Here is a 26,828-nt window from a genome sequence, read left to right on the forward strand (position 1 = left end):
TCCTCCATTTATATTTATTATTATTAACTACTAGCGATAATTTTTAATTCATATTCTTCAATTTCATAGCCAATGCTCGCTTCGATTTCATTGCCCCATTTTTCTAACGAAAGTGACTTTCCGTCTGAATCGTCATAAAAATCGTAGTATTCACAAGTTAGTCCAGTTAAGTTTTCACTTCGACCGGCTCCCACTACGCGAGCTTTCCCAGATTCATCCAAGTAAAACGTTGTTCCTTCGTAGGAAATTTTTTTAGGAATAGGGTCTTGAATAGGTAATTTAATTTTCTCATATATACCAAGATTAAGTTCATCATCCATTTCTACGCTTAACCATAACGTTTTATGCGTACCTTCTAGTTGATATGCATACCATTTGAATCCGTGATCGTCATAGTCGATTTTCCCTACGACTTTATAGTCTTCCAGGTCAAATGTGACAATATCATTTATTTGCAAATTAAACATATTTCTTTCCACAATTGGCTTAGTTGTTTCTTTTTTGTTGCCAAATAAACGCCCCAATATACTCATGTATTCACCTCAGCTTTTCTTAGCATATCTTCATTATACTAGTACGAATAAAAAATGTATAAGTTTCACGTTTGAAAAAATTTATTAAATTTTTTTGCGGAATGATTCTTTTGTCTTGAACCGGAAAAAACAGGAAGTGGAATGAGGCGCGCAGGGTGTTAATAAAGACCTATGAATTTTGCTGTGACGTTAATTCATCGATTAGTATCTATGATATTAAAAAAGCTTAGCGAAAAACCTAACACAATTTTTTCAGTGGTTCAGCTTTGTATATTTGTAATTGAATCCTGTTTAGTACCAAATTTTCGAACTCCGGAGAATTAATTGTAATCTTCCAACAACCTAACTGTAAATAATACCAATTTTTTTGTGAACTGCGAGCGATTTGACTGTGGACATCGGCGAATTTTATAGAGTATACGGATAACTAACAACTGCACCGCCAATGAGCCGATGTGTCTCTAACAATGGGGGTGCAGTTTGGTGGCAGGTGCAGACAAGCCAAAGTAACGTCTTTTAGATTAGAAAAACTTGGCTTACTGCCCAATCTATGGTGGAAGCTATAGTTTTTCTTATACTATAATCCAAAAAAATCTTATACTTTCCTATAGTGGAACAAAGGCACGGGGCGCCTGTTTAGCAACGTAGCGAATGGAACGAATCGTGGATTTAGTTGTTGTTACCACCTGCTTCGACTTGTTCAACTCACATCTTCCATTCCGCGGGGGGGCTACAACGCTTTTTTACGGATAAATCAATCATACCACGAAAGCAGGGATATGCTGACGTCTGGGTGGCAAGCCCGTTTTTAGTCGGCTTCCTCTTAGCGACGGACCGACGATGACTTATTGTAGGCGATTTGGTGAAACGTATGTTGCTGAGCGCTTGCACCGGACGTGATTAGTCGGTTATTTCGTTATCTCCAAACAACTCATTTTATAGTTTCCTATACAACAATTAATGACAAAGCATCGTTATGATAAAATAATGGAAGTTAATCACTTAGTAGGTTATTAATCTTCTACGCGAATTCCCATGCTCTTAGCTGTTCCTGCTATCATCTTCATGGCACTTTCTATACGGGTTGTGTTTAAATCAGGTAATTTAATCTCAGCAATTTTCTTTAGTTGAGCTTGTGTGATCATACCAACCTGTTGATGACCAGTTGTATTAGCGCCTTTAGTGATAGTAGCGTACTTTTTCAATAGAAAGGCAGCCGGGGGAGTTTTTAATTGGATAGAAAATGTGCGATCGTCATAGATAGTTATTCTAGCTGGAATAATTTCTCCCGATTTACCTTTAGTCCGTTCATTATATACTTTGCAAAATTGTAACAGATTAATTCCCGTTGAAGCCAAATCCTTTCCAACCTTTGCTGGGTTCGCTTCACCTGCTTCTAATTCAAGTTTCATAATTTTAGTTATATGTTTCATCGTCTATACTCCTTTCCATAAGTAACTAAAAAGGAGTATAAGGTCTATCGTAACGTGAGAGTCAATAGGTATTACAAGTATTTTTAATCATTTTCAATTCATGATCTATTTCCACTATGCATTTTTCAGAAAAATGTTAAAGGATAGCGGTTTATTAAAATAATTTGGGGTGATCGCCAACCATACCTAATTTTGGAAGGGGGAGAAAGAATGGTTCCTATTTTTGGGCAAGTAGTCGATCAAGAAACTCGATGTGTTCACTATCATTCGCCAAAAGATGTTATTGCCATTAAGTTTAAGTGTTGCCAAAAGTATTATCCTTGCTATCAATGTCATCAATATGCCGAAAGTCATCCCATAGAGGTTTGGCCAAAAGATCAGTTTAACCAGAAAGCTATTTTATGTGGTGTCTGTAAAACAGAATTTACGATTGAGCATTATTTGCATATCAATCAGTGTACGTATTGCGGTTCTGTATTCAATGAAGGGTGCAGGCTGCATCATCATTTTTATTTTGCTTAAATCACGATAGGACAGACGATATGTATCATATCTAACCAAGCTTCTGTTCTTAAAATTGTCCTTTGTACCAGTTGAAATATCCCAATTTAATAGAGATAGCTACGATGATTGCGAACAGAACAATCATGCCTCCTAAAAAAAGCCAATCGATAAAAGTAACCCGATACTGCCGATAAAAGGAACGATTCTTTCCCCACTGAAGCCTTTTGATTCCATGGCAATGGCTGTTCGTTCGGCTTTCCGAATAGCGCCGGCAAGTAATGGGATAGCATAGCGCTTGTACTGCTGTATGGTTTCCTTTAAACTAGAGGCTCGATTGACTCCTCTTACTTGATGGGCGGCGCGAATTTGTTGTAGCTCATCTCGCATCAAAGGTAAAAAGCGATAGCCTGCAAGTATTCCATATGCGAGTTTAGGCGGCAGTTTGCATTGTTGCATAAGGCTTAGAATAAAATGGACCATGTTGGTCGTGAAAATAAACATAAACGATAAAGCAGCAAATGCTAGCATACGAAAGGTTAAAGATAGGGCAACGGTAACATTTTCTTTCGGTAATTCCCAAAAGAGAAATTGCATCGTTAACTGAGGGTTATTTGGTTCATCTGCAAAGGCGACTGCCGTCCAAAGCATGCCAATCGATAAAAGACAAATAACTAAAAAATAAACCAGATATATTTTCCAAGCAACTTTTCCAAACAAGAAAGTGAGCAGTATCGTTAGAATACAATAAACAAGTGGTGTAAATGGATCAAACACGAATGTTAATAGGCAAACAGAAATAACGACAGTAATTGCTTTTATACTTGGATTGATGTTATTTAGCAATGTAGTCATGGGGCCCCTCCATATGCCGTTTTAATTTAATTCGTGTCGGATAATTCAAATGCCATTTGTTTAAACACGGCCGTTCCCATAGCCGATCAGGAGTTTCATCTATGACGATTTGACCGTTTGCCAATACGATAACCCGATCCGCATATTGATCGACAATGTCCATATCGTGTGTCACCATAATAATCGTTGTTCCATTTTTGTATTGTTCTTTTAATAACCGCATCAGTTCACGGTTAGAGGCAGCATCCTGTCCAAAGGTCGGTTCATCTAGGAACAAGATGCTTTGTTCATCCACAATCATCGTCGCCACACTGAGGCGGCGTTTTTGACCTTGACTTAATGTATAAGGATGTCGATGCTCCATCCCTTGCAATTGGCAACTTTCTAATGTATGGAAGACTTTTTCTTTAATCGTTGCTTCGGAATATGCTCTTAACCGTAAAGTATAAGCAATTTCTTCAAACACACTATCTGTAATAAATTGATGTTCTGGATTTTGAAATACATAGCCAATTTGTTGCCGTAATTCTTTTGGTTTCCAATGTTTAAGTAAACGATGGTTAACATATATATATCCTGTAGAAGGGGGCTCAATTCCTGCTAACAGCCGAGTCAACGAGGTTTTTCCACTGCCGTTCGCTCCGGTAATTGCAATAAACGACGGTTGCTGCAACGTACACGTAATTTGCTGTAATATTTGCCGCTTGTTTTTCGCCAGATTCAAATGATGTGCTTCAAGCACGGTATTTGTATTTTGGTTTCTGGCAGTCGGTTGATCCAAACATTCCTGATCTAAATAGGAAACATGTGTGGAAAAATTGCTATACGTTAGTGGGATAGACGTAAAAGAAGCTTGCTTGTTTGCAGAAGCATTTAATACGAGCTCCGTAATTGGTGGAAGAGCAATCCCTAGTGATTGCAAAAGCGGAGCATTCTTCGTAATTGCTTCTGTTAACGAACCATCAAAAATACACTGTCCCTGTCCTGATAATATACAAGCTCGTTGTATAAAAGAGACCCAGTCTTCTAGCTGATGTTCAATAACAATAAGTCCAATTTTCTTTTCCTGTTGGATGTTTTTCATCGCTTGGATGAATTCTTGCTTAGCAAACGGGTCTAAGTTAGCGGTAGGCTCATCTAGGATAACGAAGTCTGGTTCTAGCGCTAAAACACAGGATAGCGCTAGCTTCTGTTTTTGTCCTCCTGAAAGAGACTGGATGGTAGCTTCTCTATATTCCTTTAAATGAACGAGATGTAATGCTTCATCAATTTTGGCTGCGATTTTTTCCCTTGGCGTATTTATATTTTCCAGCCCAAAAGCGATTTCATCCTCTACAGTTAACATACAAAATTGACTCTCGGGATCTTGAAATACGACACCGACATGCTTGCTGATTTCCCCAGGTTTTGTAGCTTGTACATTTTTATCGAAAACATGGACTTTTCCTTCCATTATTCCATCGAGTTCTCGAGGATAGATCCCATTTAAGCAACAGGTTAACGTGCTTTTTCCACTTCCGCTCGGTCCAAGTAAGAGCATCGTTTCACCAGCATTCAGATAAAAGGATAGTTTGCTGATAATGGGTTGTTCATGTCCTTCAAACCAAAGAGAAAGCTCGTTCACGTGTATCATGATACTGACCTCTCTTTATGCATTTGTTTACCTAGAGCGAAGCTGGACAGTACACCCGTTTTTGCAAGTGAGTCACTAATTGCTTTTCCAAGCATACCAGAAATAATTGCCCCGCTCAGCATTCTAACTACGAGCATGCTTACTACATAAGGCGTGCTTAAAGCCGCATAGCCACTACGAAAATAGCCCCAAATAAAACTAAAGATTGCTGCGCCTACACCGGCAAGCATCAACACCCACAAGGAATAGCGTTTATACCTTGTAGCAGCAAAAGCTGCCTCAGCGCCAAGACCTTGAATGATCCCTGTCACAATAATAATTGGCCCCATCGCGTTCCCTAATAGCATTTCAACAGTAGCTGCAATGGTTTCGGACAAAAACGCAGCCCCAGGCTTCCGTAAAATATAAGCTGCAATAGATGGATACGATAAACCAGATACCAAAAATAAAATCGTAACCTATAGGTCCCATAAAGGATGCAAGCAGCTTTCCTATAGGGAGAAAAGCTAAATAAACAATTCCAAATACGACCGATAACACTGCCATGACAATGATTTCTTTTAATCGCCAATTACTCACTTTTATCCACATCCTTTTTAGATGGACTATTAGCGGAGATCGTTACCGTCATAACCGTGTGAGAAGAGTTGCTCTTTTCCATATTGGTGAATACTTGTTCTAAACCATTAAATACATCCTTTCCTTCTCCATCTAAACGAGTGGCATAGTGAATCGATGATACGTGGATACCTTCCTGCTTCATTGCTTCAATTTGACTGTAAACTATATCCATATAGTTGTCACCGCCCAATGGATAGAGAGAAAATTTTCCAGCTACATTTTGTTGAATCTTCCTGTTTTTTGCTTCGTTTAGTCGTATATTATCTTCTGCTAAGAAAACCTCGCCAGCGGAATCTCCAGGACAGCCTATGGAATATGTTCCGCTAAATACAACATGATGTCCCGTCTGGGCGGCATGGAGAAACAAGGCCTTGGTAACATCGAATACATGAGCGATTTTCCCTCTGACACATGTGCCGACGTCTGTTGTTTTTACCCACACCTTTGATGTATCTACTGCTTCTAATGCTTTCATAATGACATTTACAAATTGATCTGTCATTGGGTAAAGCGCAAAATCACATCCTGCAATTCTAATTTGGTTGCAAATAATGGTTTGATCTCGATCTTTCATTCGTCCTTCCTCCCTAAAGTTTATATAAGCTGTACCTCTTTGATGGCACTAGCGCTAAGTAATACTTCCTGATCCATGGCTACCTCATTTCGTCTTAGAAAAACAGTGTGTAGTCCTATTTTTACATACAAAAAAACTGCATTCGCTGGGAATGCAGTCTTCGCCAATTATCATGTAACAGAATTTCTTAAGTGTAAGTTGGTCACGACTGCACTTCCCCACGCTAGTATTATCTAGATCGGGTAATAAGGGTCGGAATAGTTCCTCTCAGCCATCTAAAATAGCTCCCCTAGTGCAATTAGCTATGCAATTTTAATCATATGTTATAGTGATTATAGTATAGAACGATAAAGTGCACAACCAATTCGTCCGAAGTGTACAAATAGGTTGCTCGATAACCCATAACTAAATCGCCGCAGTCCACCATTTCCCTTCCAGATGAGAATAGTAATCTTTAGATGATCATTTTTTCAATAGTGTTCGGATTTTAGCATCTTAAGTGGGTATTTATACTTGACTAATTCATTTACCGGACAAAAAAGTCATATTCTCCCAACTAATCTATTGGCTTTCTTGTGTTATAATGGGATAAATAAGTCGTTAAAGGAGGTGAATATAAAATGATGGAATTAATAAATGAGCTCATTAATGACGTTTCACCAGTTTACTTTTATTTAAGTATCTTATTGACGATGGCGTCTGCATATTCGTTTTCGGCTATTCAATTTGGGCAGATGATGGATACGCATCACTTGCAAATAAGAAAGAATCATAATGAACGTTATCGCTTATTACCGATACAAGAACTATTCGGAATGTGCGATGAAATCTTTCAATGGGTCATTAAAAAGGCAAATCGAATCGCTGCACCGGATGATGATACAGGCCACTCTTCCTTCTCGTTACGAGCTATGGATTTAATACAACGAGGAGGAAAAATATGCACGATCATTTTATATTCACTTTTCTTAAGAAATACGGTGTTGTTAGTTTAGCTTTACTTGTTCTGCTTACTGGATGCCAGGCAGAGGGAGGAATGATGGGTTTTCAAAATCCATTTCCCCCAATGATTAAGTATGTTGCTGGGCTGTTTGGTGATGATTATGGCTTCTCTATTGTTCTTATAACGGTGCTTATTCGTTTACTTTTAATGCCATTAGCATTTAAGCAAATCAAAAATGGTGCAAAAATAAAAGCAAAGATGAACCAAATGAAGCCAGATATGGACTCCCTTAAGCAGAAATATAAGAACAAACAAGATGCTGCCTCGAAAGCGGAAATGCAGCAAGAAATGATGCAGCTGTACCAAAAACATCAATTCAATCCATTAAGTTCCATGGGCTGTCTGCCGATGTTGTTGCAATTCCCTGTCGTCATTGCGTTTTATCATGCGATTCGAAGCTCTCAGGAGATAGCAACGCACTCCTTTTTATGGTTCGATTTGGGGCAAGTGGACATGATTTTACCATTTGTTGCAGCAGCTGTTTATTTCTTGCAATCTCGTGTATCTTTGATAGGTATAGAGGAAAAACAAAAAAAGCAGATGGCTATAATGGGTTTAATATCTCCGATTATGATCGGGTTTATTTCGTTTAGTACACCAGCTGCACTTCCGTTATATTGGGCAGTTAGTGGTACGGTTCTCGTTTCACAAACCTTACTTGCTAAAAAGTTATATTATCGTGAGGATGCAAATACGGATCACACCATTAGCAAGCAGGTAGAAACGTCATCGTCATAATACTGGGGATTGTCGTAATAGTATATGATGGTGATTAAGCTAATTACCGAGGGAGAAAAACGGATACAGCATATAAAACACGCTATAGAGGAAACTGAAAAAGAATAATTTGCGGGAAAACTTGGATTCGGCTCTTCCGATTAGATTATTTTCTAATTGAAAGAGCCGCTTTATTTTGTTCAGAAATAGTTGTCGAAATTTTAATTGATAACAAAGACGAGAAGAGAAAAAGTAATATAAGATTTATCATACTTTTCAACAAGATTAATAAAATAGTAGTACGCTAACAACCTGTAATGTCTTACAATTGTTAAGGAGCGTTAAAGCTACAATAACGATCGTATTCCTTGGATCGGATGACGTGCCTTTATTTTTAAAGTAAAGGGTATGGAACCGAGAAAAATTTTCGCCAGTTAAATTAACCGCACATCCTATTAAACCATTCTTTTGCGTGATATGGGGTCCTCAGAAAATTTAAAATAAATGTTGTGATTTGACTGGATTTTCGTTAAAATTAAACGAATAAAAATAAAATGTTGTTCGTTTAAAAAGGTTAGCATGGAAAAGTTTTGGATCATGTTTTGAGCAAAATGGAATGGAAGCTTCGCTTAGAAACAGTAACAAATCCACTGGAAATCTCATGTCAGTTTTTGAACACACATAACCAAACTGCTAAGTCTAATCGACTTTACTGTTGAAGTAAAGCGGGTCCTTAGATGAAAACCAGTTATATGGACAGAATTCCTTTTGGTATTTTCTGACTTTATGGCTGGTTTTTGTTTTATTTTTCATAATATGTAGTGATAAAGCTATTTCTATGCTTATTATCCTGGCATAGCTGTGCCAACTTAGTACCAATTTTGGAATTTAAGCGTGTATCATGGAGCAAGAAGACGCACAGAGAAAGAAATCGTTGAGAAACTCATAAAGCTGAGTTTTGTAATAATTTTATAGGGGGAATGGGTAATGAGTAATAATCTAATTGAAATGGATAAACGGCATTTCATCCATCCAACTTCATCGATTCAGCAACAGCAAAAGAATGGGGCAAAGGTCATTATGGAAGAAGGCGACGGTATTTATTTAAAGGACATCACAGGAAAATGTTATTTGGACGCCGTATCATCGTTATGGAATGTGAATATTGGTCATGGCAGGAAAGAATTAGCAGAGGCTGCTGCGGAACAAATGAAAAAAATGGCGTTTAGTTCAGCTTTTTCCACATTTAGCCATGAACCAGCAATTCGACTTGCGGAGAAAATCACTTCTCTTACACCAGAAGGGTTAAATGCTGTGTTTTTTACTTCCGGAGGTTCAGAATCAAATGATACAGCTGTAAAACTAGTGCGGCATTATTGGAAGATCCAAAACAGACCGGAACGCCGAAAAATAATCTCGCTTAAGCGAGGTTACCATGGGGTGGCGGCTGCTTCTACAAGCGTGACGGGAATCCCGGAATTTTGGGGGATGGCAGGACATATGATGACTGACTTTATTCATGTAGACACACATTATAACAATACAACAGATCAAGCGATCGCTTCCTTACGACAAGCAATTGAAGAATCAGGTCCAGAAACAGTGGCAGCATTTTTTGCAGAGCCTATACAAGGAGCAGGTGGCGTATTAATACCACCAGATGACTACTTTCCTAGAATTAGAGCTCTTTGCGATGATTATGGCATCTTATTTGTAGCTGATGAAGTCATTACAGGCTTTGGGAGAACAGGCAAGATGTTTGGAATCGAAAATTGGAACGTTATTCCTGATGTTATAACATTTGCTAAAGGTGTAACTAGTGGTTATTTCCCTTTAGGAGGTGTCGTTGTTTCAGAAACCATTCATGACGTGTTCAAAGAAAAGTCTCTTGGAACGCTATTTCATGGATTCACTTATAGTGGACATCCAACGGGTGCAGCTGTTGCCTTGAAAAATATTGAAATCATGGAACAAGAACAACTAGTGGAAAATTCACGATTGATGGGGAATAGTCTGTTGCTTGGCTTGCAAAAAATCAAAGAAAGCCTTCAGATTGTAGGAGATGTACGATTTGTAGGCTTACTTGGCGCAGTAGAGCTTGTGAAAGAACCTGCTTCCAACAAACGATTCACTCAAGACCAACAGGTAGCCTTAAAAGCGATTGAAGCACTACATGAGCGTGGAGTTATTTGCCGCGGAGTTACTTATAATAATACGGATATTATTTGTATTGCCCCCCCACTAATTATAAATCAGGAACAAGTTGATCAACTAGTCGAAAGAATATATGAAGCAATTTTAAAAGTTCAGCAACAACTTGGGATAAAACGATAGAGAGAGGATAAGTTTTTCAAGATAATGAAACCGATTACAAATTGTCTGGAACGAGTGTAGTTGGTGAGAGAAAGGGAATTTAGTAATTGTGGTTATCATCATTTTTGTTTATTTCTATTCTCACTTTATGTAAACCGAAAAATAAAACGCATCCGTTTATATTATTGCTGGAAGAACAGAAAGCATATTGTCTCCCCCTTTAAGGTACTTAAATAGGCATGGGATTTATGGAAAATAGTTTATTTATCCCGCATATAAGGTGCTGTCTCCCACTTAGAGGAGTTGGATAATTTGTACTGCAGTAAGTCTAAATGGGAGATAACAGCATCTAAATGTCCTACTTCATAAGCCTTTAGGTCATACCATTTTCGTACTGTGGGGGATGAATGAAAACCTCTACTAATTGAAGAGTCGTTTTATAGGGCGCATTTCAGTCAGTCATTTGTGTTTCCTTGATGGTACCTATATTCGCTTGTTTTATTTTTGCATTTGCCGAGCTTTGGGTAGTTCGAACGGCATTACTTGTTTCTGAGGCACATGCACCGGTAATATTCCGATTATTCAGTAAAATAATATCTAGTAGTGCTGGTATATGTTTATGCAGGAGTGGTTTTGAGTGGTTACTCGATGAGTCTTAGGGCGCCCATTTACCATACACCATGTATTTGTTGCTATTTTTTCCTCATCGTAAGCTTAGTTGCAAAAAAAAGATTTTATCTAACAGAAAACAGAAGCTGGTAGTTTTTATAAATTGTAAGTTAAAAGTCGCATGATTTAAAGATCCACAGAAAAAGTTACTTTAAAGAACATGTAGATAAAGGGGAAGTGAGGAATTGAAATAATGAGTGATGTAAATAAGTTATTAAAGGTGCTTGGAAACAAAGATGTGCTGGCACTTGCCTTTGGTGCCATGATTGGCTGGGGCTGGGTCGTTGCGTCTGGATTATGGATAACAGAGGCGGGCTCGCTAGGAGCGATTTTAGCATTTGCAATTGGCGGTTTACTTGTTGTATTTGTAGGGTTAACCTATGCGGAATTATCTTCTGCTCTTCCATTAGCCGGCGGAGAGCATGTGTATACATTTAAAGCGATGGGAAGAGTAGCTTCGTTTATTGCTACATGGGCGATTATTCTTGGCTATGTGTCTGTAGTAGCATTTGAAGCAGTGGCGTTACCAACCGTGTTTGAGTATATGGTGCCTAACTATAGTCAAGGTTATTTATACACGATAGCGGGTTGGGATGTTACTATAACTTGGGCAGGCGTTGGAATGGTTGGTTCATTACTGGTTGCTTGGATTAACTATCGTGGGATTAAGCTTACATCTGTTATTACGGGTATTTTTACGATGTTTATTATCATAGCAGGTTTGATGCTAATCACGGGGAGTACTTTTGGAGGTAGTATAGATAATATGCAGCCGCTAGTTTATGCAGGTGCAACTGGTGTATTTACAGTCATTATTATGACACCATTTATGTTTGTTGGTTTTAACGTTATTCCACAAGCTGCAGAGGAAATCAATTTACCACAACGTAAGATCGGTCAGCTGCTTATTCTTTCAGTTATGTTAGCAGTCATTTGGTATATTGCAATTATTTTTGGAGTATCTCGTATTTTAAATCCAACAGAACTTAGCGAGTCTAATCTAGTGACAGCTGACGCAATGGTAAAAGCATTTGGGGATAATAAGCTGATGGGGAATGTGCTTGTGCTTGGTGGAATTGGGGGTATTTTAACGAGTTGGATCGGGTTCTATGTTGGAGGGAGTCGGGCTATTTATGCGTTGGCCAATGCGGGAATGTTACCAAAATGCTTAGGGAAATTACATCCAAAATATAAAACACCTCACAGAGCAATTGTGTTAATTGTACTGCTTTCAACGGTGGCTCCTTTATTTGGAAGACCAGCACTTGTATGGCTAGTCAATGCAGGAGGCTTAGGACTTGTTGTTGCTTGGTTAATGGTTGCCATTTCGTTCATTTTGCTGCGAAAAACAGCACCACATATGAGGCGTCCATTCAAGCTTCCTGGAGGGACAATAATTGGTTGGTTAGCTGTCCTTATGTCTATCGGTGTGGTGATTTTGTATATGCCAGGCATGCCTTCATCTTTAGCTTGGCCTTATGAGTGGTTTATTATCGGAGCTTGGAGCATCTTGGGATGTATTTTGTATCATTATTCAATGGCTAAATATGGGAAGGAATACGCAAGTGAATATATGAAAAAAGAGTTAGATCGAATCGCTTAGTTCTACTTTAATAGTATGTAAGTAGATGCAAGCTCCTCCCTTTGAGAAGCGTATGAGATAAAAGAAGCCTAAGCGGGGATAATAACATTTAAATTCCCGATTCGTTTTCAGGTTCATTAGGTCATGCCCTTGCAGTACTAACAATCAATGGGGATAAAAGAAAACCTTTCGTTAATGGTTCACTTTACAAAGCTGTCATATCATTTACTTTTGATATATCTTTCCTGCATCGCTTCTTAAAATGGAAATATTTTATCTTTGTTACGAAAGAACTTTGTATGTTAATAGAACGTGAAAAATTTAGGTAACCAAAACATAATAATTTTGTTATAATAGGTTATATTCAGAATTTATAGACTAAATAAACTAGGTATTATCAACTACAGGGGGTTACCAACCATGCGAATTATAAAGCCGGAATCACTTCATTTACAAGCTTATGCTATTTTGAAAGGAGAAATATTAGAAGGGGGATATAGACCAGGAGAGCGAATAGTAGAGGCTAAAATCGCTAATAAACTAGGAATAAGCAGAGGACCAGTAAGAGAGGCTATGCGTATGCTTATTCAAGATGGGTTATTAACGTATAATGATGGGTATACAAGGGTGTATCAACCAACGTTACAGGATGTGGTCGATATTTTTCAATGCCGAGAAAGCCTCGAGGCATTAGCTGTCAGTCTTGCTATTAAGCAAATAACCGATAATGAAAAAAAGCAATTAGCAAATAATTTGGAATTGACTTATCATGCTTATCAACATAAGAATTCAATAGAGTTGAGTAAATTAGACCAAGAATTTCATGATATCATTATTCAAGCTTCTAGAAATAAGCAATTAATAGAATTGTTAGATGTGATAAGGACAAAAATTCACTATATGCGTATAACGATGGTACAAGGAGAATTTTATCCTTCTTTTGTAAGTGAACATGAAAAGCTGATCCAGTTTTTAGTTGATGGTCAGGAAACAAAAGCAACTACATTGATGAAAACGCATATTCAAAAAGGATTAGAAGGTGTATTAATGCAGATTGGGAATGGTCAGTCCAGGTGAGAAAATAACATCATCTGGATTTTTATTTTCATGTTGATATACTTTCACATGTGTAATGAAAATCAAAAAAATTATAGTTTACAGTTCTCTGTTGACTGCGACGTGAATATATATTAACATACAAAATATACCGAAAATTTAGAAACAAGTCCAGAATTATATATGATTTTATATATGTTTTGGGAAGGGGGATAAATTAATTGAAGACAGGGTTGCATGTTGGTAAAACAAAAACATTAACGATAACAGTAACGAACGAGATGTTTGCTCAATTTGATGGGAAAGTAGTTCACCCTGTTTATTCTACGGCTTCTATGGTGTATCACATGGAATGGGTGTCCCGACAGTTGCTTATTCCTTATTTGGAAGACCATGAAGAGGGGATGGGGGCAGCAGTAAGTGTTCAACACGTTGCTCCTTCGGGGTTAGGTTCCATCATTAATTTGACTGCTATTGTTTTGGGTGTAAATAAGAAAGAAATTACAACGGAGGTACGTGTGGAGAATGAGAAGGGATTAATTGGAAAAGGCAAAATAAAACAGGTTGTTTTACCAAAAGAAATAATTCAGGAAAAAGTTCGTACAACGTCTACTTAAGGAGGTTTGGAGAATTGAAGCAATTAGAACATTTGCAAGAGGTTGATGTGTTTCAAAAAATAGGTGGTCATGAGCAAGTTGTATTTTGCAACGACCCGAAGGCGGGGTTAAGAGCTATTATCGCGATACATAACACCACTTTAGGGCCAGCACTAGGTGGAACACGTATGTATCCATATTCAAGTGTTGATGCTGCATTAGATGATGTGCTTCGTTTATCAGAAGGAATGACCGCTAAATGTGCCATGAGTGATGTTGATTTTGGTGGGGGAAAGGCAGTCATTATTGGGGACCCTAAAAAGGATAAAACCCCGGCGATGTTTCGAGCGTTTGGGCAATTTGTAGATTCATTAAATGGCAGATTTTACACGGGTACAGATATGGGAACGACAATGAACGATTTTATTGATGCAGCAAAAGAAACGAACTTTATCAATGGTCTACCTGAAGCATTTGGAGGTAGTGGAGACACGTCCATACCAACAGCACAGGGCATTATTTATGCGCTAAAAGCGACGAATCAATTTTTATTTCAAACGAGTGCTTTGGAAGGAAAAGTTTACGCATTACAAGGTCTGGGAAAGGTGGGTAGGAAAATAGCCCTGCACCTGCTTGAAGCTGGCGCAGAGGTGTATGTAACGGACATTAATGAAAGCGTTATCAGTGAGTTTTTAGAAGAAGCTAACACATTTCAGAGTGCTGTGCATGTTGTCAGTCCGCTAGAAATTTATCAGGTAAATGCAGATGTTTTTATGCCTTGTGCGATGGGCGGTGTAATGAATGAAAGCACCATACAAATGCTGAATGTGAAGGCGGTTGTTGGTTCAGCAAATAATCAGCTAGCGCATGAAACGGATGCAGAGCTTTTATATGAAAAGGGAATTTTATATGCACCTGATTATATCGTTAATGCTGGTGGTCTTATCCAAGTTGCCGATGAACAATATGGGGCGAACAAGAAGCGCGTTTTACAAAAGACGAAATCAATCTATCAAATGATCCTCCAATTATACGCAGAAGCTCAAGCTAATCGTATAACCACGGTAGAAGCAGCAAATCGTAAATATGCAAGAAGATTGGAAGAACAACGAAATAGAAACAACTTCTACAGTCGAAATCGCAGACCTAAATGGGACATCAACTAATCATCATTACTAAGCTTTTTTTCTGTATACAATGAAATTTTAATACAGCTAGGATTTTCTTAAAAGATAAGAAAGCATTAATTTTAGCGGCTTATGAAATAAGCCACATCTGGCGCAAGCGCCCAGCAATTTGTTTTGGATGTTTCACATCCATGTTACTTTTCACCAAGTAGAAGGCAACTGTATTACTACCAATTGTATACGAGATATAAATGAAAAGGTGGGATATTCATGCGAGAAAAGTATCCATTACTACAGATAATGGATCAAGAAGGTAAATGGTTAGATGAATCGAAGAGGGAAGTGTTATCGGAAGAAAAAGTAAAACAGTTTTACTACCATATGTTACGGATTCGAACTTATGATCAGAAAGGAGTAGCTTTACAGAGGCAAGGAAGAATTGGAACTTATGTACCTTTTGCAGGGCAGGAGGCAGCTCAAGTGGGCAGTGCGTTGGCTCTTGGAAATGAAGACTGGATGTTCCCTACGTATCGAGATCACGGAGCTTCGCTTACCTTTGGAGCGGACCTAGATCGAATGTTGTTACATTGGAATGGGCGGATAGAGGGTTGTTTACCTTCAAGGGAAAAAAAGATTATGCCGGCATCTATACCCATTGCTACGCATTTACCGCATGCTACTGGTGTAGCAATGGCTGAAGAATATAAAGGAACTCGAAATGCGGCAATTGCCTATTTTGGAGATGGAGCAACATCAGAAGGGGACTTTCATGAAGGAATAAATATAGCGAGTGTTTTTAAGGCACCAGTCGTCTTTTTTAATCAAAATAATGGCTATGCCATTTCTCTTCCAGTTGAAAAACAAATGAATTCAGAAACCATTGTTCAAAAATCAGCAGCATATGGTATTCCAGGTATTCGTGTTGATGGTATGGATGCGTTTGCTGTTTACTTTGCCGTTTCTGAAGCTTTAGAAAGGGCTCGAACAGGAAAGGGCCCAACATTAATTGAAGCTGTGACGATGCGGTTTGGTGCTCATACGACAGCTGATGATCCGTCTAAATATAGAGACCAAGATGAAATAAATCGCATTCGGGACGAGGTCGATCCATTATTGCGCATGGAAAAGCATATGAAGTATCGTGGTATTTGGAAGCCGGCGTGGCGGGGTTCGTTGGAAGCAGGGATTCAAGAAGAATTAGAAACGGCAATAAAATGCATGGAAACATATGAACAACCAGACGTCTCTGCTATGTTTGATCATGTTTTTGCTGAGCCAACATGGACGATTGAAAAACAAAAGCAGCATATTCTGTCAATGGGAGGGAGTAGCTAATGGCATTATCCAAAGTGGCTAACAAACAGGAGGTTCAGGTTAGAGCACAGGAACTTACAATGATTCAGGCGATTAATGATGGGCTAAAAACGATGTTAGAAAAGGATGCAAAGGTACTGCTTTTAGGTGAAGATATTGGCAAAAATGGGGGCGTATTTCGAGCAACGGATGGTTTACAGAACAAATTCGGCGAAAAAAGAGTAATCGATACACCTTTAAGTGAAGCGGGTTTTGTCGGAGCGGCAGTAGGAATGGCATTAAATGGACTAAAACCCGTTGTAGAAATTCAATTTTTAGGCTTTGTTTACCCAGCCTTTGAGCAAATTGCTACACATGTAACACGAATGCGCACGCGAACGTTAGGCTATTATTCGATGCCTATGGTAATCCGTGCACCATACGGGGCGGGGGTTCGATCGCCTGAAATTCATTCCGATAGCGTAGAAGCTTTATTTGTCCATTTGCCTGGTATCAAAGTAGTTTGTCCATCCACGCCATATGACGCAAAAGGACTTTTGATAGCTTCTATAGCTGATCCTGATCCGGTATTATTTTTAGAGCCTATGCGCTTATACCGTGGGAAGCGGCAAGAAGTACCAGCACATGATTATCGCATTGAGCTTGGCAAAGGGGAGATCATCCTACAAGGTGAAGATGTGACCATTTTTGCCTGGGGAGCGATGATGCCTATAGCTATGGAAGCTGCTGAACTTATGAAAGAGGAACGTATCTCTTGTGAGGTGATCGACTTACGTACTTTATATCCATTAGATAAAGCGATCATCGCGGATTCTGTACAAAAAACAGGCAGAGTCGTTATTATTCACGAAGGGCATGAAACAGGAGGAGTAGGCAGTGAAATCGTATCGGTCATCATGGAAACAAGTTTTCTTTATTTACGTGCACCAATTGAAAAAGTGACGGGTTTTGATGTACCGGTTCCGTTATTTGCTTTGGAACATGCGTATTTACCTACAACAGAACGGGTGACGGAAGCGATTCAAAAAGTTTATTCATTTTAGGAGGTGAACGCATTGGTTCAAGTAAAACTTAGCGATATTGGTGAAGGGATGAATGAAGGGGAAATAAGTCATTATTTTGTAGGTGTTGGGGATGAGGTGTCTGTAGACCAGCCGCTTGTAGAAATACAAACGGATAAAATGGTAGCAGAAATTCCTGCTCCCGCAGCGGGTACGGTTGCATCGATTCATTATAAAGCAGGAGATATGGTTACGGTAGGGACTGTCATTATGGAAATTACCACCGAAGCTGAATTTACAGCGTCTCTAAGTGAGATGTCAAACACCCCATTGCAATCCATAAGTACTACTGTAGCAAAAAAGATAAACGCTACTACGGTTACTAACCCTTATAACCGCGTTTTAGCAGCGCCATATACAAGGAAAATCGCTAGAGAGCTAGGTGTCGATATAGAACAAATACAGGGGACAGGTCCAGCAGGGCGTGTACTAGATCAAGACGTGTATCAGGCTGTTGAGCAAGCAGAGACAGATAAGTGGACCGAAAAACAGGAAAACGCTACTGCAAAGATGGAACATGTCCAAGAGGAGATCAGGTTTTCTGGAATACGTAAACGGATTGCAGAAAGAATGAGTTACTCTGTACAAACTATTCCGCATGTGACTCATTATGACGAAGTAGATCTTACGCATTTGCTAGCAGAAAGAAACGTATTAAAAGAGATGGGGGAATCTGTTTCTATTGCTGCTTTTTTTATCAAGGCTGTCGTCATTTGTCTAAAAGAATTTCCTATGTTTAATGCGCAATTAGAGGCCGAAAAGGAGATTATTCGCTTATTAAAGCATTATTCTATTGGAATCGCGACACATACAGAAGATGGTCTAATGGTTCCTGTCATCCGCAATGCCGATCAAAAATCGATTCGCTCGATTAATGAAGAAATGAAGACGCTCGTAAAAAAAGCGAAGGCGGGTGACTTAAGATCAGCAGATATGAAACAGGGGACTTTCACAGTAAATAATGTTGGCCCGCTTGGTGGGATAGCAGCCACACCAATTATTAATCACCCAGAGACAGCGATCATGACTTTTTATAAGACAAAGAAAATACCTGTTGTTATAAAAGACGATGCGATTGAGGTTCGAAGTGTGATGAATGTTTCTGTCACATTTGACCACCGGGTCATGGATGGAGCGCATTCGATCGCATTCACAAATCGCTTTAAGGAACTAATCGAGCATCCAACAAAGTTACTATTGGAGTTGATGTAAATGGTAGTAGGGGAATTTGCAGAGCATAGAGAGCTAATTATTATTGGCGGCGGACCAGGGGGCTATCATGCAGCCATACGTGCTGCTCAATTAGGAAACCAAGTTACGTTAATTGAACAGGAACAATTAGGTGGTACGTGTTTGCATAAAGGGTGTATTCCATCTAAAATATTTACTCATGTCGCTAATAAATGGCATCAAACGCAACACTTGTCTGCATTTGGGATTTCAATAGGCGATCTATCCTTGGATATGCAGGAGCTAATGGCTTTTAAAACTACGACCATTAAACAATTGCGTAAAGGTATTGAAAAACTTTGCCAAGCAAATCGGGTAGAAATTGTCCGTGGGAAAGCAAACTTTATCAATGAACATAAGCTTGGAGTGGAAACAGAACACCAATTTACTATATTCACGTTTCAGCATGCTATCATCGCAACGGGCAGCTATCCTGTTTTACCTGGATTGTTAAAAAATAGTCCTTTTGTATGGACGGAGGAAACGATTTTCGCCTTACATGAAATTCCCAAAGATTTAATCGTTTGTGGTAGCGATTATATTGCTTTAGAAGTCGCATTTAGTTATCGAAAGTTAGGGGCTGAGGTAACCATTATCATACCAGAGAAAGCGGATTTTCCATTTGATAAGGCAATTAATCGCGAATTAAAACGGATGTTAAAAAAAGAGAAGATTCAACTGTATGGTGGAAATAAAATTAAAAATATAACTTCTATCGATGGTGAGGTTTGTGTAAGGATTTCTAGCAATAGTCAGGAAATTTCTTTAACTGGTACACACCTTTATATGGAAACAGAGCATAAGCCGAATATAGAATCATTAGGGATCAATCGGATAGGAATGATCTATTCGGAATCAGGCTTCATCAAAGTGGATAACGAAATGAGAACAAACATCCCTTCCATATTTGCGATTGGAAATGTAACTGGCGAGAAGCTTTCAGCGGTAAAAGCAATGAAGCAGGGTAAGGTAGCTGCAGAGGTTATTGCTGGAGTAGCGAGCGAGATAGATACAACTATGATGCCGACGGTAGTCCACAGTATCCCTCCAATTGCTGTTGTAGGATTGACAGAAGAGGAAGCAATACGCCAAGGTTACAAAGTAAGAACTAGTCAGTTTGGATTTAGTGGTAACAGCTATGCCCTGATTGGTAAGGAAAAAAATGGAGTGACAAAGATAGTTAAAGATGCCAAAACGGATCTGTTGTTAGGGTTTCATGTCGTTGGCTTCGGTGCGATTGAACTTATTAGTACTGGAGTTACTGCATTGGAATTAGTAGCGCGCGATGAAGATCTAATTTTTCCGTTCTATCCGCACCCGAGTTTTAATGAAACCTTTTTAGAAGCAGCTGAAGGCTTGACGAATCGTGCTATTCATATGAAACCTTCATAAGTAAATGGTATGCAGTTTATTTAACACTCCATGTTACACGTTGGAGCAATAGTTACAGCGAACGATTACACCCATATGTCACTGTTTTAACGTGAGTATAATAAGAAGGGGAAGATGGTATGTATCGTATTAAAGCTGTGCAAGCACCACCACTTTGGGAAGCAATAATGATGACTGTATTTATTGTATGTATTATCAGTGCGAGTATTATTTTTTTGGAAGCGGCACCACATATTCCGCTCATTCTTTCTCTATTAACACTATGTATTTACGGGCTTGCGAAAGGGAATTCTTATAGGGTAATAGAACAGGGAATTGTCGAAGGAGCAAAATCGGGGATGGGGGCCATTTTTATTTTCTTCTTTATTGGAATATTAATTGCTGCATGGATGATGGGTGGAACGATACCAACTCTAATGTATGCTGGTTTTGGATTGGTGACTCCGAGTTTTTATTTTGCTATTGTATTTGTAGTTACGGCACTTATTGGTGTTGTTGTAGGCAGTTCTTTAACTACGATCGCTACGGTAGGGGTAGCCTTTATAGGCGTTTCTGATGCTGTTGATGTCTCTTTAGCTATTACTGCTGGTGCGATTGTATCAGGGGCTTTTTTTGGTGATAAAATGTCACCTCTATCGGATACGACCAATATGGCGTCATCCACATTGCAGGTTGATTTGTTTGCACATATTAAAAATATGATGGGAACAACAGTCCCAGCTTTTTTGATCTCGTTACTTATCTTTCTGTTTATATCCCCAAACTTAACAGAAGCAAATTTTGGAAAAATGAATGAGTTCCAAAGTGGTTTATTGGATACCGGGTTAGTTCATTGGGCAAATGGCGTCATTCCACTACTCGTTTTATTAGTGCTATCCGTTAAAAAGGTACCGGCAATTTTAACTTTGACGGGAGGATCCTTAGCTGCCATTGTGATGTCTTATTTTCATAGTGCGCCATCAATAGGAAATCTATTTGCTATACTTATGGATGGGTTTGTTTCAGAAACAGGAGTAGAGGGCATTGACTCCTTGCTGACACGTGGTGGGATTAATGGCATGTTGTTTACAATTAGCCTTGTGTTACTTGCTTTAAGTATGGGGGGCTTATTGTTTACACTTGGAATTATTCCGCGATTACTTGCTTCGATCGATCATCTTTTGAATAAGGTGTTTTCAGTCATTTTAGCATCCGCAACCACTGCTATAGGAATTAACGTCTTAATTGGTGAACAGTATTTATCGATCCTATTAACTGGTGAAACATACCAATCACGCTATGCAAGAGTAGGACTGCTAAACAAAAATTTGTCAAGAGTAGCGGAAGATGCAGGAACAGTGATTAACCCGCTTGTACCATGGAGTGTATGTGGTGTTTTTATTACTTCTGTTTTAGGTGTATCTACATTGGCTTACTTGCCATTTGCTTTTTTCTGCGTACTTTCTCCATTGTTGACGGTGCTATATGGGTATACTGGTTGGACATTAACGTATAAAGATCCAGAAGTGGGAGCTCAATCTACATCTCGGAATGTGAATGTATAGTGGATTGCGTAGTATTTTTAACTGGATGTTTATCCCGCATGTAAGGTGTAAGACTCCCACTTCGAAACCTTGAGGGATACAAAGTCTAAGTGGGAAAGAACGGTACCTAAATGGCCGATTCATTTAAGGGCCTTTAGGCCATGCTCTTCTAAATACTATCATTTAGTAGGAGATGGAAGAAAACTCCCACTGAATGAAGTTTCACTTTATCAAGCGAGGGTTAGTGTGAATTACTGAGGCCTACCTTCATAAATAAATCGGGATATGTATGGTAAACTGAACGAAGATTAACTATAGAAAGCGTAAAGGACTTCCGGGAATTTGGGGGTCTTTTTCCTATTTAGAATAGCGGTAATTTATTGCGAACAAATGGTTTGAAAAAAGGAACAATAAAGTTGATTTGATGTTAATTCTTGTGTGAGGGAGCAGGGGATATCGACTGTGGACTTGGTAGCAGCAATCTGGATGAACCATACACTTTGAAGTAGTTTTCCGGAATCTTTGATAGACTCCAAATACATAGATCTACTGCAAAAATGAATAAGTATAGTATAATTAAAAAAGGTGTCGTTTTTTGTTATTCCTGATTGTAGTATAAATGATTATAAAATGGAAATCATTTACTACTTTAAAACAACAGGACAGTTACTATGAATCTTATCTTCTTTATCTTTTAATTATGCAATGATAGGAGAATAATAATGTGTGAAATTAGTTTCGACCATATTTATCATGCTGGTGAAGTTGTTGCACAATCGGATTTGTACGTTCATTATCAAAATAAAGATAAACTACTACACTATGATAGTAATTTCCTGCAATTTTTAAGGATGCCATCGTTGGAAGAATTTAAACAGACTGCTGGATATTTACGTAATTTCCATGCCAGGCATGGTCAGCATCATGTGAAGTTTACATTTCCGCAGAATATAAAGCCAACAGAAGAGCTGATTCAGCATTTCATAGAAGATAATTATAATTATAGATATTTGGAACTTTTTACTATAAAACCCAAGGAATTTCCTTATGTTGAAAAAGATTCAAATATAAGTATTCAATTTGTTACTGAAAACGATTATATGGACTACTTAAATTTAAAATCTCAACAGGATGTGCTGTTTGGTAGTGAGTTTGCAAAAGCACAACGAGATGTGTATAGACAAGATTTTCAAAATACAAACAAATGGCAAATTGTGTCGTATTTCCGGGGAAATATTTCGGGTTGTGTAGACGTAATTATTGGAAAAAGTACAGCGGAGATTGACAATCTTTTTGTGCTTGAGGAATATCGTAAACAAGGCATAGGGAGTAGGTTGCAGCAATTTGTAATGAATCAGTGTTCTGATAAATTAGTGATTTTAGTAGCAGATGGAGAAGATACACCTCGGGAAATGTATATTAAACAAAGATATTGCTACCGTGGTTTCCGATATGAAGCGCAAAAGGTATATTTGTAGAATCGCATATAAGGTGCTTGTTCCCACTTCAGGATTTGGACAATCGTATGGCAACAAGTTTAAGTGGGGTAACAACACCTAAACGCCTCCCTATTTCGTAAGAGCCCTTTGCCTTTAGTGGTACTAACAAGCCGCGGGGGAGCAAAGAAAACCCACTGAATAAAGGCTTATTGTATTCCTTGAGAGAAAGTATTAGTCCATTAAATTTGCTTTCATATTTGTTGTAAATTTAAGGAAAGATATCACGTATATAAGGACAAAACTTTCATATAAAAAATAACCATTGGATTTCTTTAAAAGTATAAAAAATACAGGGAAGTTTGTTTGGAAAAATATGGCGTGGTATTACGATTTTTTCATATAGGTGTTGGTAAACAACAAATTAACCACGCCATATTGACTGGATTTTTTGAACACCTCTTTATTTTAAAAAGAAATACTTCTTATTTCCATTCCTCCATATTCCAAACTCGGGTAATCCAGTCTTGGTAAAAATCTCGTTCATGTGAAACAAGTATTAAAGTTCCTGGGTAGTTTTCTAATGCTTCTTTAAGAGCATTTTTTGTTGTGATGTCTAAATGATTTGTCGGCTCATCTAAGATGAGAAAATTGCTATCTGCTAACATGCGTTTGCATAAGCGGACTTTCGTTTGCTCCCCACCGCTAAGTGTAGACAGCTCTTGAAATATATGTTCGGATCGTAGCCCGCAACGTGCCAACTTTTGCCTTACTTCCTTTTGTGTCAACTCAGGATATGCGAACCAAATTTCTTCTAAAGCGATGTGCTTTCCAATCCCAGGCATTTCTTGTTCAAAATAAGCAGGAAGCAATCAGTCGCCTAACGATATGTTCCCACTTATTGCTTGTAACCCCCCTAGCAATGTTTTTAAAGTAGTTGTTTTGCCGACTCCATTATGCCCTGTGAGCACTATTTTCTCCCCGCGTTGCAATTTTACATTTACATTAGAACATAGAGGCTTATCATAGCCAATCGTTAAGTTAGTCGCTTGAAGTACAATATTTGCCGGTTGTGTTGTAACCGTAAAGGAGAAAATAGGCTTTGGATTATGGCTAGGTTTTTCTATCCGTTCCATCTTATTTAGTTTTTTCTCCCGGCTTTTAGCTTGCTTAGCGGTTGAAGCACGCGCTTTATTTTTTTGAATATACCCTTCAAGTTTGTTTATCTCTTCCTGCTGTTTTTGATATTCGAGACGTATTTCTCTTCTGCGCATTCCATATGCTTGAAGAAATTGCTTGTAGTCGCCTAGTTATCTCGTTAATCGTTTATGCTCTAAATGATAAATTATTTGCGCTACATCATTCAAAAAGGTGGTGTCATGCGTTATGAGTATAAATGCATTTGGATACATTTGTAAATAAGTTGTGAGCCATTCGATATGGGCAGTGTCTAAATAATTTGTCGGTTCATCTAATAGCAAGACATCAGATTGCTCCAGCAACAGCTTGGCCAGTAATAATTTTGTACGTTGCCTGCCGCTTAATTGGCTGACATCCGTTTCCATACCTCACTGAGAAATACCAAGACCAGCAGCAACTTCTTGCATCTTTGCAGGGATACGATAAAAATCATGTTGATCTAATTTAGTCTGCAACTGGCTGTATTGCTGTAAGAATTGCTGGAGTTCTTTCGTTTGCGTCAGGAGCATTTTCTCTGTAATGGCCAGCATCCCCTCTTCTGCTTGAAATAAATCCTGAAACGCACCTTGTAAAAATTCCTGTATGGATTGATCAGCAGTTAATTGGATATGTTGTTCTAAATTTCCAACTTGAACTTTTGGATGCCAATTTATTTGTCCTTCATCTGGAATAACATCTCCAGTAAGAATGTGGAATGCTCATTATAATGCTACTGGTCATATTACTCGCTGGGGATCGAAATGGTAGTTGCTTATTTTGTTGATTCCTGGAGTTTTTATAGTGCTATTTATGGGTTTATTGAGAATTATCCCGAATCACATAATTATCCAAAACGTTTTAATGAAGCAAATGCAAAGAAGTTTTATTTGAACAGCAGAAAAATGATCAATCAGTTAAAAAATAGTTGGTATGATCATTTTTGCTTATCTCACTTTAAATATAGTCTAGGTAATGGGACGTTGCCTGTCCTTTGAATAATCGAGCGAAAAAACATCGAGTAATTATTGAATCTGTACCTGTTGCAGTAAGAAGAGCGTTCATAGGTTGTTTTTTATTTCAATTAAATACACAATAATGCCATTACCTAGCTTGATAAAAACAATATTTGCGAGAGCAGTGAAATTAGTTAACTATAGCATCTTTTGCTGTAGTATTCTCTAATAGTTATTAACTAAGTATGATACTAAATGATCGTTTTATGTTTAAAAGTATTTTAGGTATCATGCATCTCATTAATTGTGAAATATTGAGCTTGATTCTTCATTATATACAAGCTTTTACATAGTTTTTATTTATAATTATTATTAAAATACACAATTAATACGAAAAAAGTTCGACATTTTGTTACAATTTTAGTGAACATTTTTTGACGGTTAAGGCATGGGGGTTGTATTCACTTTTACTAAGCTTTAAGATGAAAAAACGGAAATTTAGGAAACATAACTTTTATTCCAAATATAATTACACAACAAGAATTAGGGGGAGGGGCATCTCTTATGAAATTGAAATGGGCCATAATAGGGGCTCTAATCACTGTAATAGCTGTGTTGACTGGCTGTGAACCGTTAACTGTACTTGATCCAAAGGGACCACAAGCACAAACACAAGCAGATGTGATTTGGATTTCTATTGCTATCATGGCGTTTATCGTTATTACCGTATTTGTTATGTTAATCTATTTACTTATTAAATATCGTGGGTCAAAACAGCCGGATTCCTATGAGCCTCCACATATTGAAGGAAATAAAGTAGTGGAAGCTATCGTTGTTGGAATACCGGTACTTATTGTGGCTGTATTATCGGTTGTTTCCGTAAAAAGCACTTACGAAGTAGAGGCAAAGCCTGAAGGTTATGGAGATAAAGAACCATTAGTTGTTTACGCTTCTTCTTCCGATTGGAAATGGCATTTTAGCTACCCAGAACAGGATATTGAAACGGTAAACTATCTTTATATACCAACTGATAGACCGCTGGAATTCAAATTGTATTCCTATGGACCGATTACAAGCTTTTGGATCCCACAGCTTGGCGGACAAAAATATGCGATGTCTGATATGATTACGACATTGCACTTAGGTGCTGACGCTCCTGGGGAATTTATGGGCCGTAATGCGAACTTTAGTGGGGAGGGCTTTGCTGAAAATACGTTTAATGTAAAGGCAATGCCGCAACAGGAATTTGATGACTGGGTAAAAGAAGTAAAACAAACTGCTGAACCGCTCACAGAACAAAAATTCGATGAAATATTGGAACCGGGTCATTTAGGACAATTAACGTTTACTGGGACTCACTTGGACTTTATGCCACCTCCTGAGGGACATCATGGGGGGCATGGTGCAGACGACAAAAAGAATAGTCATTCATCCCATGATAGCACCAGCTCTGAACAAGCTACACAAGAGGAACATGAAAAGGAAGCTGCAGAGTACGAAGCACATAACGACTAATCATCCGTTTTT

General features: G+C 38.4%; 25 protein-coding genes, 1 pseudogene and 1 riboswitch. Of the genes and pseudogenes, 16 read left to right on the forward strand and 10 right to left on the reverse strand.

Annotation, left to right across the window (positions count from 1 at the left end):
- Positions 1–23: 23 nt before the first annotated feature.
- Together D1839_RS00205 and rplK are read right to left on the reverse strand one after the other, a co-directional pair.
- Complete coding sequence (locus tag D1839_RS00205) at positions 24–533, reverse strand: DUF4178 domain-containing protein (protein ID WP_120377883.1); 510 nt, start codon at positions 531–533, stop codon at positions 24–26.
- 1,013 nt (positions 534–1,546) lie between these two features.
- The gene (gene rplK, locus D1839_RS00210; protein WP_120377884.1) at positions 1,547–1,966 is read right to left on the reverse strand and encodes a 50S ribosomal protein L11; all 420 of its coding nucleotides are present in this window, start codon (positions 1,964–1,966) and stop codon (positions 1,547–1,549) included.
- A 210-nt stretch (positions 1,967–2,176) separates the two neighbouring features.
- Here rplK and D1839_RS00215 point away from each other — a divergent pair, with 210 nt between their 5' ends.
- Positions 2,177–2,488, forward strand: a complete 312-nt coding sequence (locus D1839_RS00215; protein WP_120377885.1) for a CHY zinc finger protein — start codon at positions 2,177–2,179, stop codon at positions 2,486–2,488.
- Between the two features lie 132 nt (positions 2,489–2,620).
- On the opposite strand, the gene D1839_RS00220 is transcribed toward D1839_RS00215, so the two are convergent.
- Genes D1839_RS00220 through D1839_RS00235 form a run of 5 tightly spaced genes read right to left on the reverse strand, consistent with a single transcriptional unit; the run spans position 2,621 to position 6,150 of the window.
- A complete protein-coding gene (locus tag D1839_RS00220; RefSeq protein WP_199689864.1) occupies positions 2,621–3,322 on the reverse strand; it encodes an energy-coupling factor transporter transmembrane component T family protein in 702 nt (233 codons plus the stop codon).
- Positions 3,303–4,955 carry an ABC transporter ATP-binding protein gene (locus D1839_RS00225; RefSeq protein ID WP_120377886.1) on the reverse strand — a complete coding sequence of 551 codons (1,653 nt, stop codon included), beginning with the start codon at positions 4,953–4,955 and terminating at the stop codon, positions 3,303–3,305. Before D1839_RS00225 ends, D1839_RS00220 begins: the two co-directional genes overlap by 20 nt.
- Positions 4,952–5,332 (reverse strand): ECF transporter S component, encoded by a 381-nt coding sequence (locus tag D1839_RS00230; protein WP_199689865.1) that lies wholly within the window; start codon positions 5,330–5,332, stop codon positions 4,952–4,954. Before D1839_RS00230 ends, D1839_RS00225 begins: the two co-directional genes overlap by 4 nt.
- The gene (locus D1839_RS20245) at positions 5,304–5,534 is read right to left on the reverse strand and encodes an ECF transporter S component (protein WP_199689866.1); all 231 of its coding nucleotides are present in this window, start codon (positions 5,532–5,534) and stop codon (positions 5,304–5,306) included. Before D1839_RS20245 ends, D1839_RS00230 begins: the two co-directional genes overlap by 29 nt.
- Positions 5,527–6,150, reverse strand: a complete 624-nt coding sequence (locus tag D1839_RS00235; RefSeq protein ID WP_120377887.1) for a YkoF family thiamine/hydroxymethylpyrimidine-binding protein — start codon at positions 6,148–6,150, stop codon at positions 5,527–5,529. The genes D1839_RS20245 and D1839_RS00235 overlap by 8 nt, the downstream gene beginning before the upstream one ends.
- Positions 6,151–6,348: 198 nt before the next feature.
- A riboswitch (TPP riboswitch) is annotated at positions 6,349–6,451 on the reverse strand.
- Between the two features lie 319 nt (positions 6,452–6,770).
- Here D1839_RS00235 and D1839_RS00240 point away from each other — a divergent pair.
- The 13 genes from D1839_RS00240 (at position 6,771) to D1839_RS00300 (ending at position 23,211) form a co-directional block, all read left to right on the forward strand.
- On the forward strand, positions 6,771–7,145 hold the full coding sequence (locus D1839_RS00240; protein ID WP_120377888.1) for a hypothetical protein: 375 nt from the start codon (positions 6,771–6,773) through the stop codon (positions 7,143–7,145).
- Positions 7,091–7,891 (forward strand): membrane protein insertase YidC, encoded by an 801-nt coding sequence (gene yidC, locus D1839_RS00245; protein ID WP_120377889.1) that lies wholly within the window; start codon positions 7,091–7,093, stop codon positions 7,889–7,891. Before D1839_RS00240 ends, yidC begins: the two co-directional genes overlap by 55 nt.
- Before the next feature lie 966 nt (positions 7,892–8,857).
- Entirely contained in the window at positions 8,858–10,204 is a 1,347-nt protein-coding gene (locus D1839_RS00250; RefSeq protein ID WP_120377890.1) for an aminotransferase family protein, read from the forward strand.
- 841 nt (positions 10,205–11,045) lie between these two features.
- Positions 11,046–12,455, forward strand: a complete 1,410-nt coding sequence (locus D1839_RS00255) for an APC family permease (protein ID WP_120377891.1) — start codon at positions 11,046–11,048, stop codon at positions 12,453–12,455.
- Positions 12,456–12,854: 399 nt separating this feature from the next.
- A complete protein-coding gene (locus D1839_RS00260) occupies positions 12,855–13,511 on the forward strand; it encodes a GntR family transcriptional regulator (protein WP_120377892.1) in 657 nt (218 codons plus the stop codon).
- A gap of 200 nt (positions 13,512–13,711) precedes the next feature.
- Positions 13,712–14,107 (forward strand): thioesterase family protein, encoded by a 396-nt coding sequence (locus D1839_RS00265; protein ID WP_120377893.1) that lies wholly within the window; start codon positions 13,712–13,714, stop codon positions 14,105–14,107.
- A 14-nt stretch (positions 14,108–14,121) separates the two neighbouring features.
- A complete protein-coding gene (locus tag D1839_RS00270; protein ID WP_120377894.1) occupies positions 14,122–15,252 on the forward strand; it encodes a Leu/Phe/Val dehydrogenase in 1,131 nt (376 codons plus the stop codon).
- Positions 15,253–15,483: 231 nt separating this feature from the next.
- Positions 15,484–16,548 carry a pyruvate dehydrogenase (acetyl-transferring) E1 component subunit alpha gene (gene pdhA, locus D1839_RS00275; protein WP_120377895.1) on the forward strand — a complete coding sequence of 355 codons (1,065 nt, stop codon included), beginning with the start codon at positions 15,484–15,486 and terminating at the stop codon, positions 16,546–16,548.
- A complete protein-coding gene (locus D1839_RS00280) occupies positions 16,548–17,570 on the forward strand; it encodes an alpha-ketoacid dehydrogenase subunit beta (RefSeq protein WP_120377896.1) in 1,023 nt (340 codons plus the stop codon). The genes pdhA and D1839_RS00280 overlap by 1 nt, the downstream gene beginning before the upstream one ends.
- Before the next feature lie 12 nt (positions 17,571–17,582).
- Positions 17,583–18,800 (forward strand): dihydrolipoamide acetyltransferase family protein, encoded by a 1,218-nt coding sequence (locus D1839_RS00285; RefSeq protein ID WP_120377897.1) that lies wholly within the window; start codon positions 17,583–17,585, stop codon positions 18,798–18,800.
- Complete coding sequence (gene lpdA, locus D1839_RS00290) at positions 18,801–20,210, forward strand: dihydrolipoyl dehydrogenase (RefSeq protein ID WP_120377898.1); 1,410 nt, start codon at positions 18,801–18,803, stop codon at positions 20,208–20,210.
- 119 nt (positions 20,211–20,329) lie between these two features.
- Positions 20,330–21,754 (forward strand): Na+/H+ antiporter NhaC, encoded by a 1,425-nt coding sequence (gene nhaC, locus D1839_RS00295; protein ID WP_120377899.1) that lies wholly within the window; start codon positions 20,330–20,332, stop codon positions 21,752–21,754.
- Positions 21,755–22,455: 701 nt separating this feature from the next.
- Complete coding sequence (locus tag D1839_RS00300) at positions 22,456–23,211, forward strand: GNAT family N-acetyltransferase (protein ID WP_120377900.1); 756 nt, start codon at positions 22,456–22,458, stop codon at positions 23,209–23,211.
- 443 nt (positions 23,212–23,654) lie between these two features.
- Here D1839_RS00300 and D1839_RS20645 read toward each other — a convergent pair.
- The 3 genes and pseudogenes from D1839_RS20645 to D1839_RS20655 form a co-directional block, all read right to left on the reverse strand.
- A pseudogene (locus D1839_RS20645) lies at positions 23,655–24,464 on the reverse strand (ATP-binding cassette domain-containing protein); the annotation flags it as partial.
- A 15-nt stretch (positions 24,465–24,479) separates the two neighbouring features.
- The gene (locus D1839_RS20650) at positions 24,480–24,734 is read right to left on the reverse strand and encodes an ATP-binding cassette domain-containing protein (RefSeq protein WP_120377903.1); all 255 of its coding nucleotides are present in this window, start codon (positions 24,732–24,734) and stop codon (positions 24,480–24,482) included.
- 3 nt (positions 24,735–24,737) lie between these two features.
- A complete protein-coding gene (locus D1839_RS20655) occupies positions 24,738–24,899 on the reverse strand; it encodes a hypothetical protein (RefSeq protein ID WP_158589571.1) in 162 nt (53 codons plus the stop codon).
- Between the two features lie 210 nt (positions 24,900–25,109).
- On the opposite strand from D1839_RS20655, the gene D1839_RS00325 reads away from it, so the two are divergent.
- Positions 25,110–25,343, forward strand: a complete 234-nt coding sequence (locus tag D1839_RS00325) for a hypothetical protein (protein WP_120377904.1) — start codon at positions 25,110–25,112, stop codon at positions 25,341–25,343.
- A 522-nt stretch (positions 25,344–25,865) separates the two neighbouring features.
- Complete coding sequence (qoxA, locus tag D1839_RS00330) at positions 25,866–26,816, forward strand: cytochrome aa3 quinol oxidase subunit II (RefSeq protein ID WP_120377905.1); 951 nt, start codon at positions 25,866–25,868, stop codon at positions 26,814–26,816.
- Positions 26,817–26,828: the final 12 nt, after the last annotated feature.

Origin of the sequence: Roseburia sp. 1XD42-34, assembly GCF_009917385.1 — a bacterium.
Lineage (GTDB): Bacteria > Bacillota > Bacilli > Bacillales > Amphibacillaceae > Virgibacillus.

Excerpts from the sequence above, each read along its gene's own strand:
- D1839_RS00205 (WP_120377883.1), bottom strand. The coding sequence starts at position 533 with ATGAGTATATTGGGGCGTTTATTTGGCAACAAAAAAGAAACAACTAAG.
- rplK (WP_120377884.1), bottom strand. The coding sequence starts at position 1,966 with ATGAAACATATAACTAAAATTATGAAACTTGAATTAGAAGCAGGTGAA.
- D1839_RS00215 (WP_120377885.1), top strand. The coding sequence starts at position 2,177 with ATGGTTCCTATTTTTGGGCAAGTAGTCGATCAAGAAACTCGATGTGTT.
- D1839_RS00220 (WP_199689864.1), bottom strand. The coding sequence starts at position 3,322 with ATGACTACATTGCTAAATAACATCAATCCAAGTATAAAAGCAATTACT.
- D1839_RS00225 (WP_120377886.1), bottom strand. The coding sequence starts at position 4,955 with ATGATACACGTGAACGAGCTTTCTCTTTGGTTTGAAGGACATGAACAA.
- D1839_RS00235 (WP_120377887.1), bottom strand. The coding sequence starts at position 6,150 with ATGAAAGATCGAGATCAAACCATTATTTGCAACCAAATTAGAATTGCA.
- D1839_RS00240 (WP_120377888.1), top strand. The coding sequence starts at position 6,771 with ATGATGGAATTAATAAATGAGCTCATTAATGACGTTTCACCAGTTTAC.
- yidC (WP_120377889.1), top strand. The coding sequence starts at position 7,091 with ATGCACGATCATTTTATATTCACTTTTCTTAAGAAATACGGTGTTGTT.
- D1839_RS00250 (WP_120377890.1), top strand. The coding sequence starts at position 8,858 with ATGAGTAATAATCTAATTGAAATGGATAAACGGCATTTCATCCATCCA.
- D1839_RS00255 (WP_120377891.1), top strand. The coding sequence starts at position 11,046 with ATGAGTGATGTAAATAAGTTATTAAAGGTGCTTGGAAACAAAGATGTG.
- D1839_RS00260 (WP_120377892.1), top strand. The coding sequence starts at position 12,855 with ATGCGAATTATAAAGCCGGAATCACTTCATTTACAAGCTTATGCTATT.
- pdhA (WP_120377895.1), top strand. The coding sequence starts at position 15,484 with ATGCGAGAAAAGTATCCATTACTACAGATAATGGATCAAGAAGGTAAA.
- D1839_RS00280 (WP_120377896.1), top strand. The coding sequence starts at position 16,548 with ATGGCATTATCCAAAGTGGCTAACAAACAGGAGGTTCAGGTTAGAGCA.
- lpdA (WP_120377898.1), top strand. The coding sequence starts at position 18,801 with ATGGTAGTAGGGGAATTTGCAGAGCATAGAGAGCTAATTATTATTGGC.
- nhaC (WP_120377899.1), top strand. The coding sequence starts at position 20,330 with ATGTATCGTATTAAAGCTGTGCAAGCACCACCACTTTGGGAAGCAATA.
- D1839_RS00300 (WP_120377900.1), top strand. The coding sequence starts at position 22,456 with ATGTGTGAAATTAGTTTCGACCATATTTATCATGCTGGTGAAGTTGTT.
- D1839_RS20650 (WP_120377903.1), bottom strand. The coding sequence starts at position 24,734 with ATGGAAACGGATGTCAGCCAATTAAGCGGCAGGCAACGTACAAAATTA.
- D1839_RS20655 (WP_158589571.1), bottom strand. The coding sequence starts at position 24,899 with ATGCTGGCCATTACAGAGAAAATGCTCCTGACGCAAACGAAAGAACTC.
- D1839_RS00325 (WP_120377904.1), top strand. The coding sequence starts at position 25,110 with ATGGTAGTTGCTTATTTTGTTGATTCCTGGAGTTTTTATAGTGCTATT.
- qoxA (WP_120377905.1), top strand. The coding sequence starts at position 25,866 with ATGAAATTGAAATGGGCCATAATAGGGGCTCTAATCACTGTAATAGCT.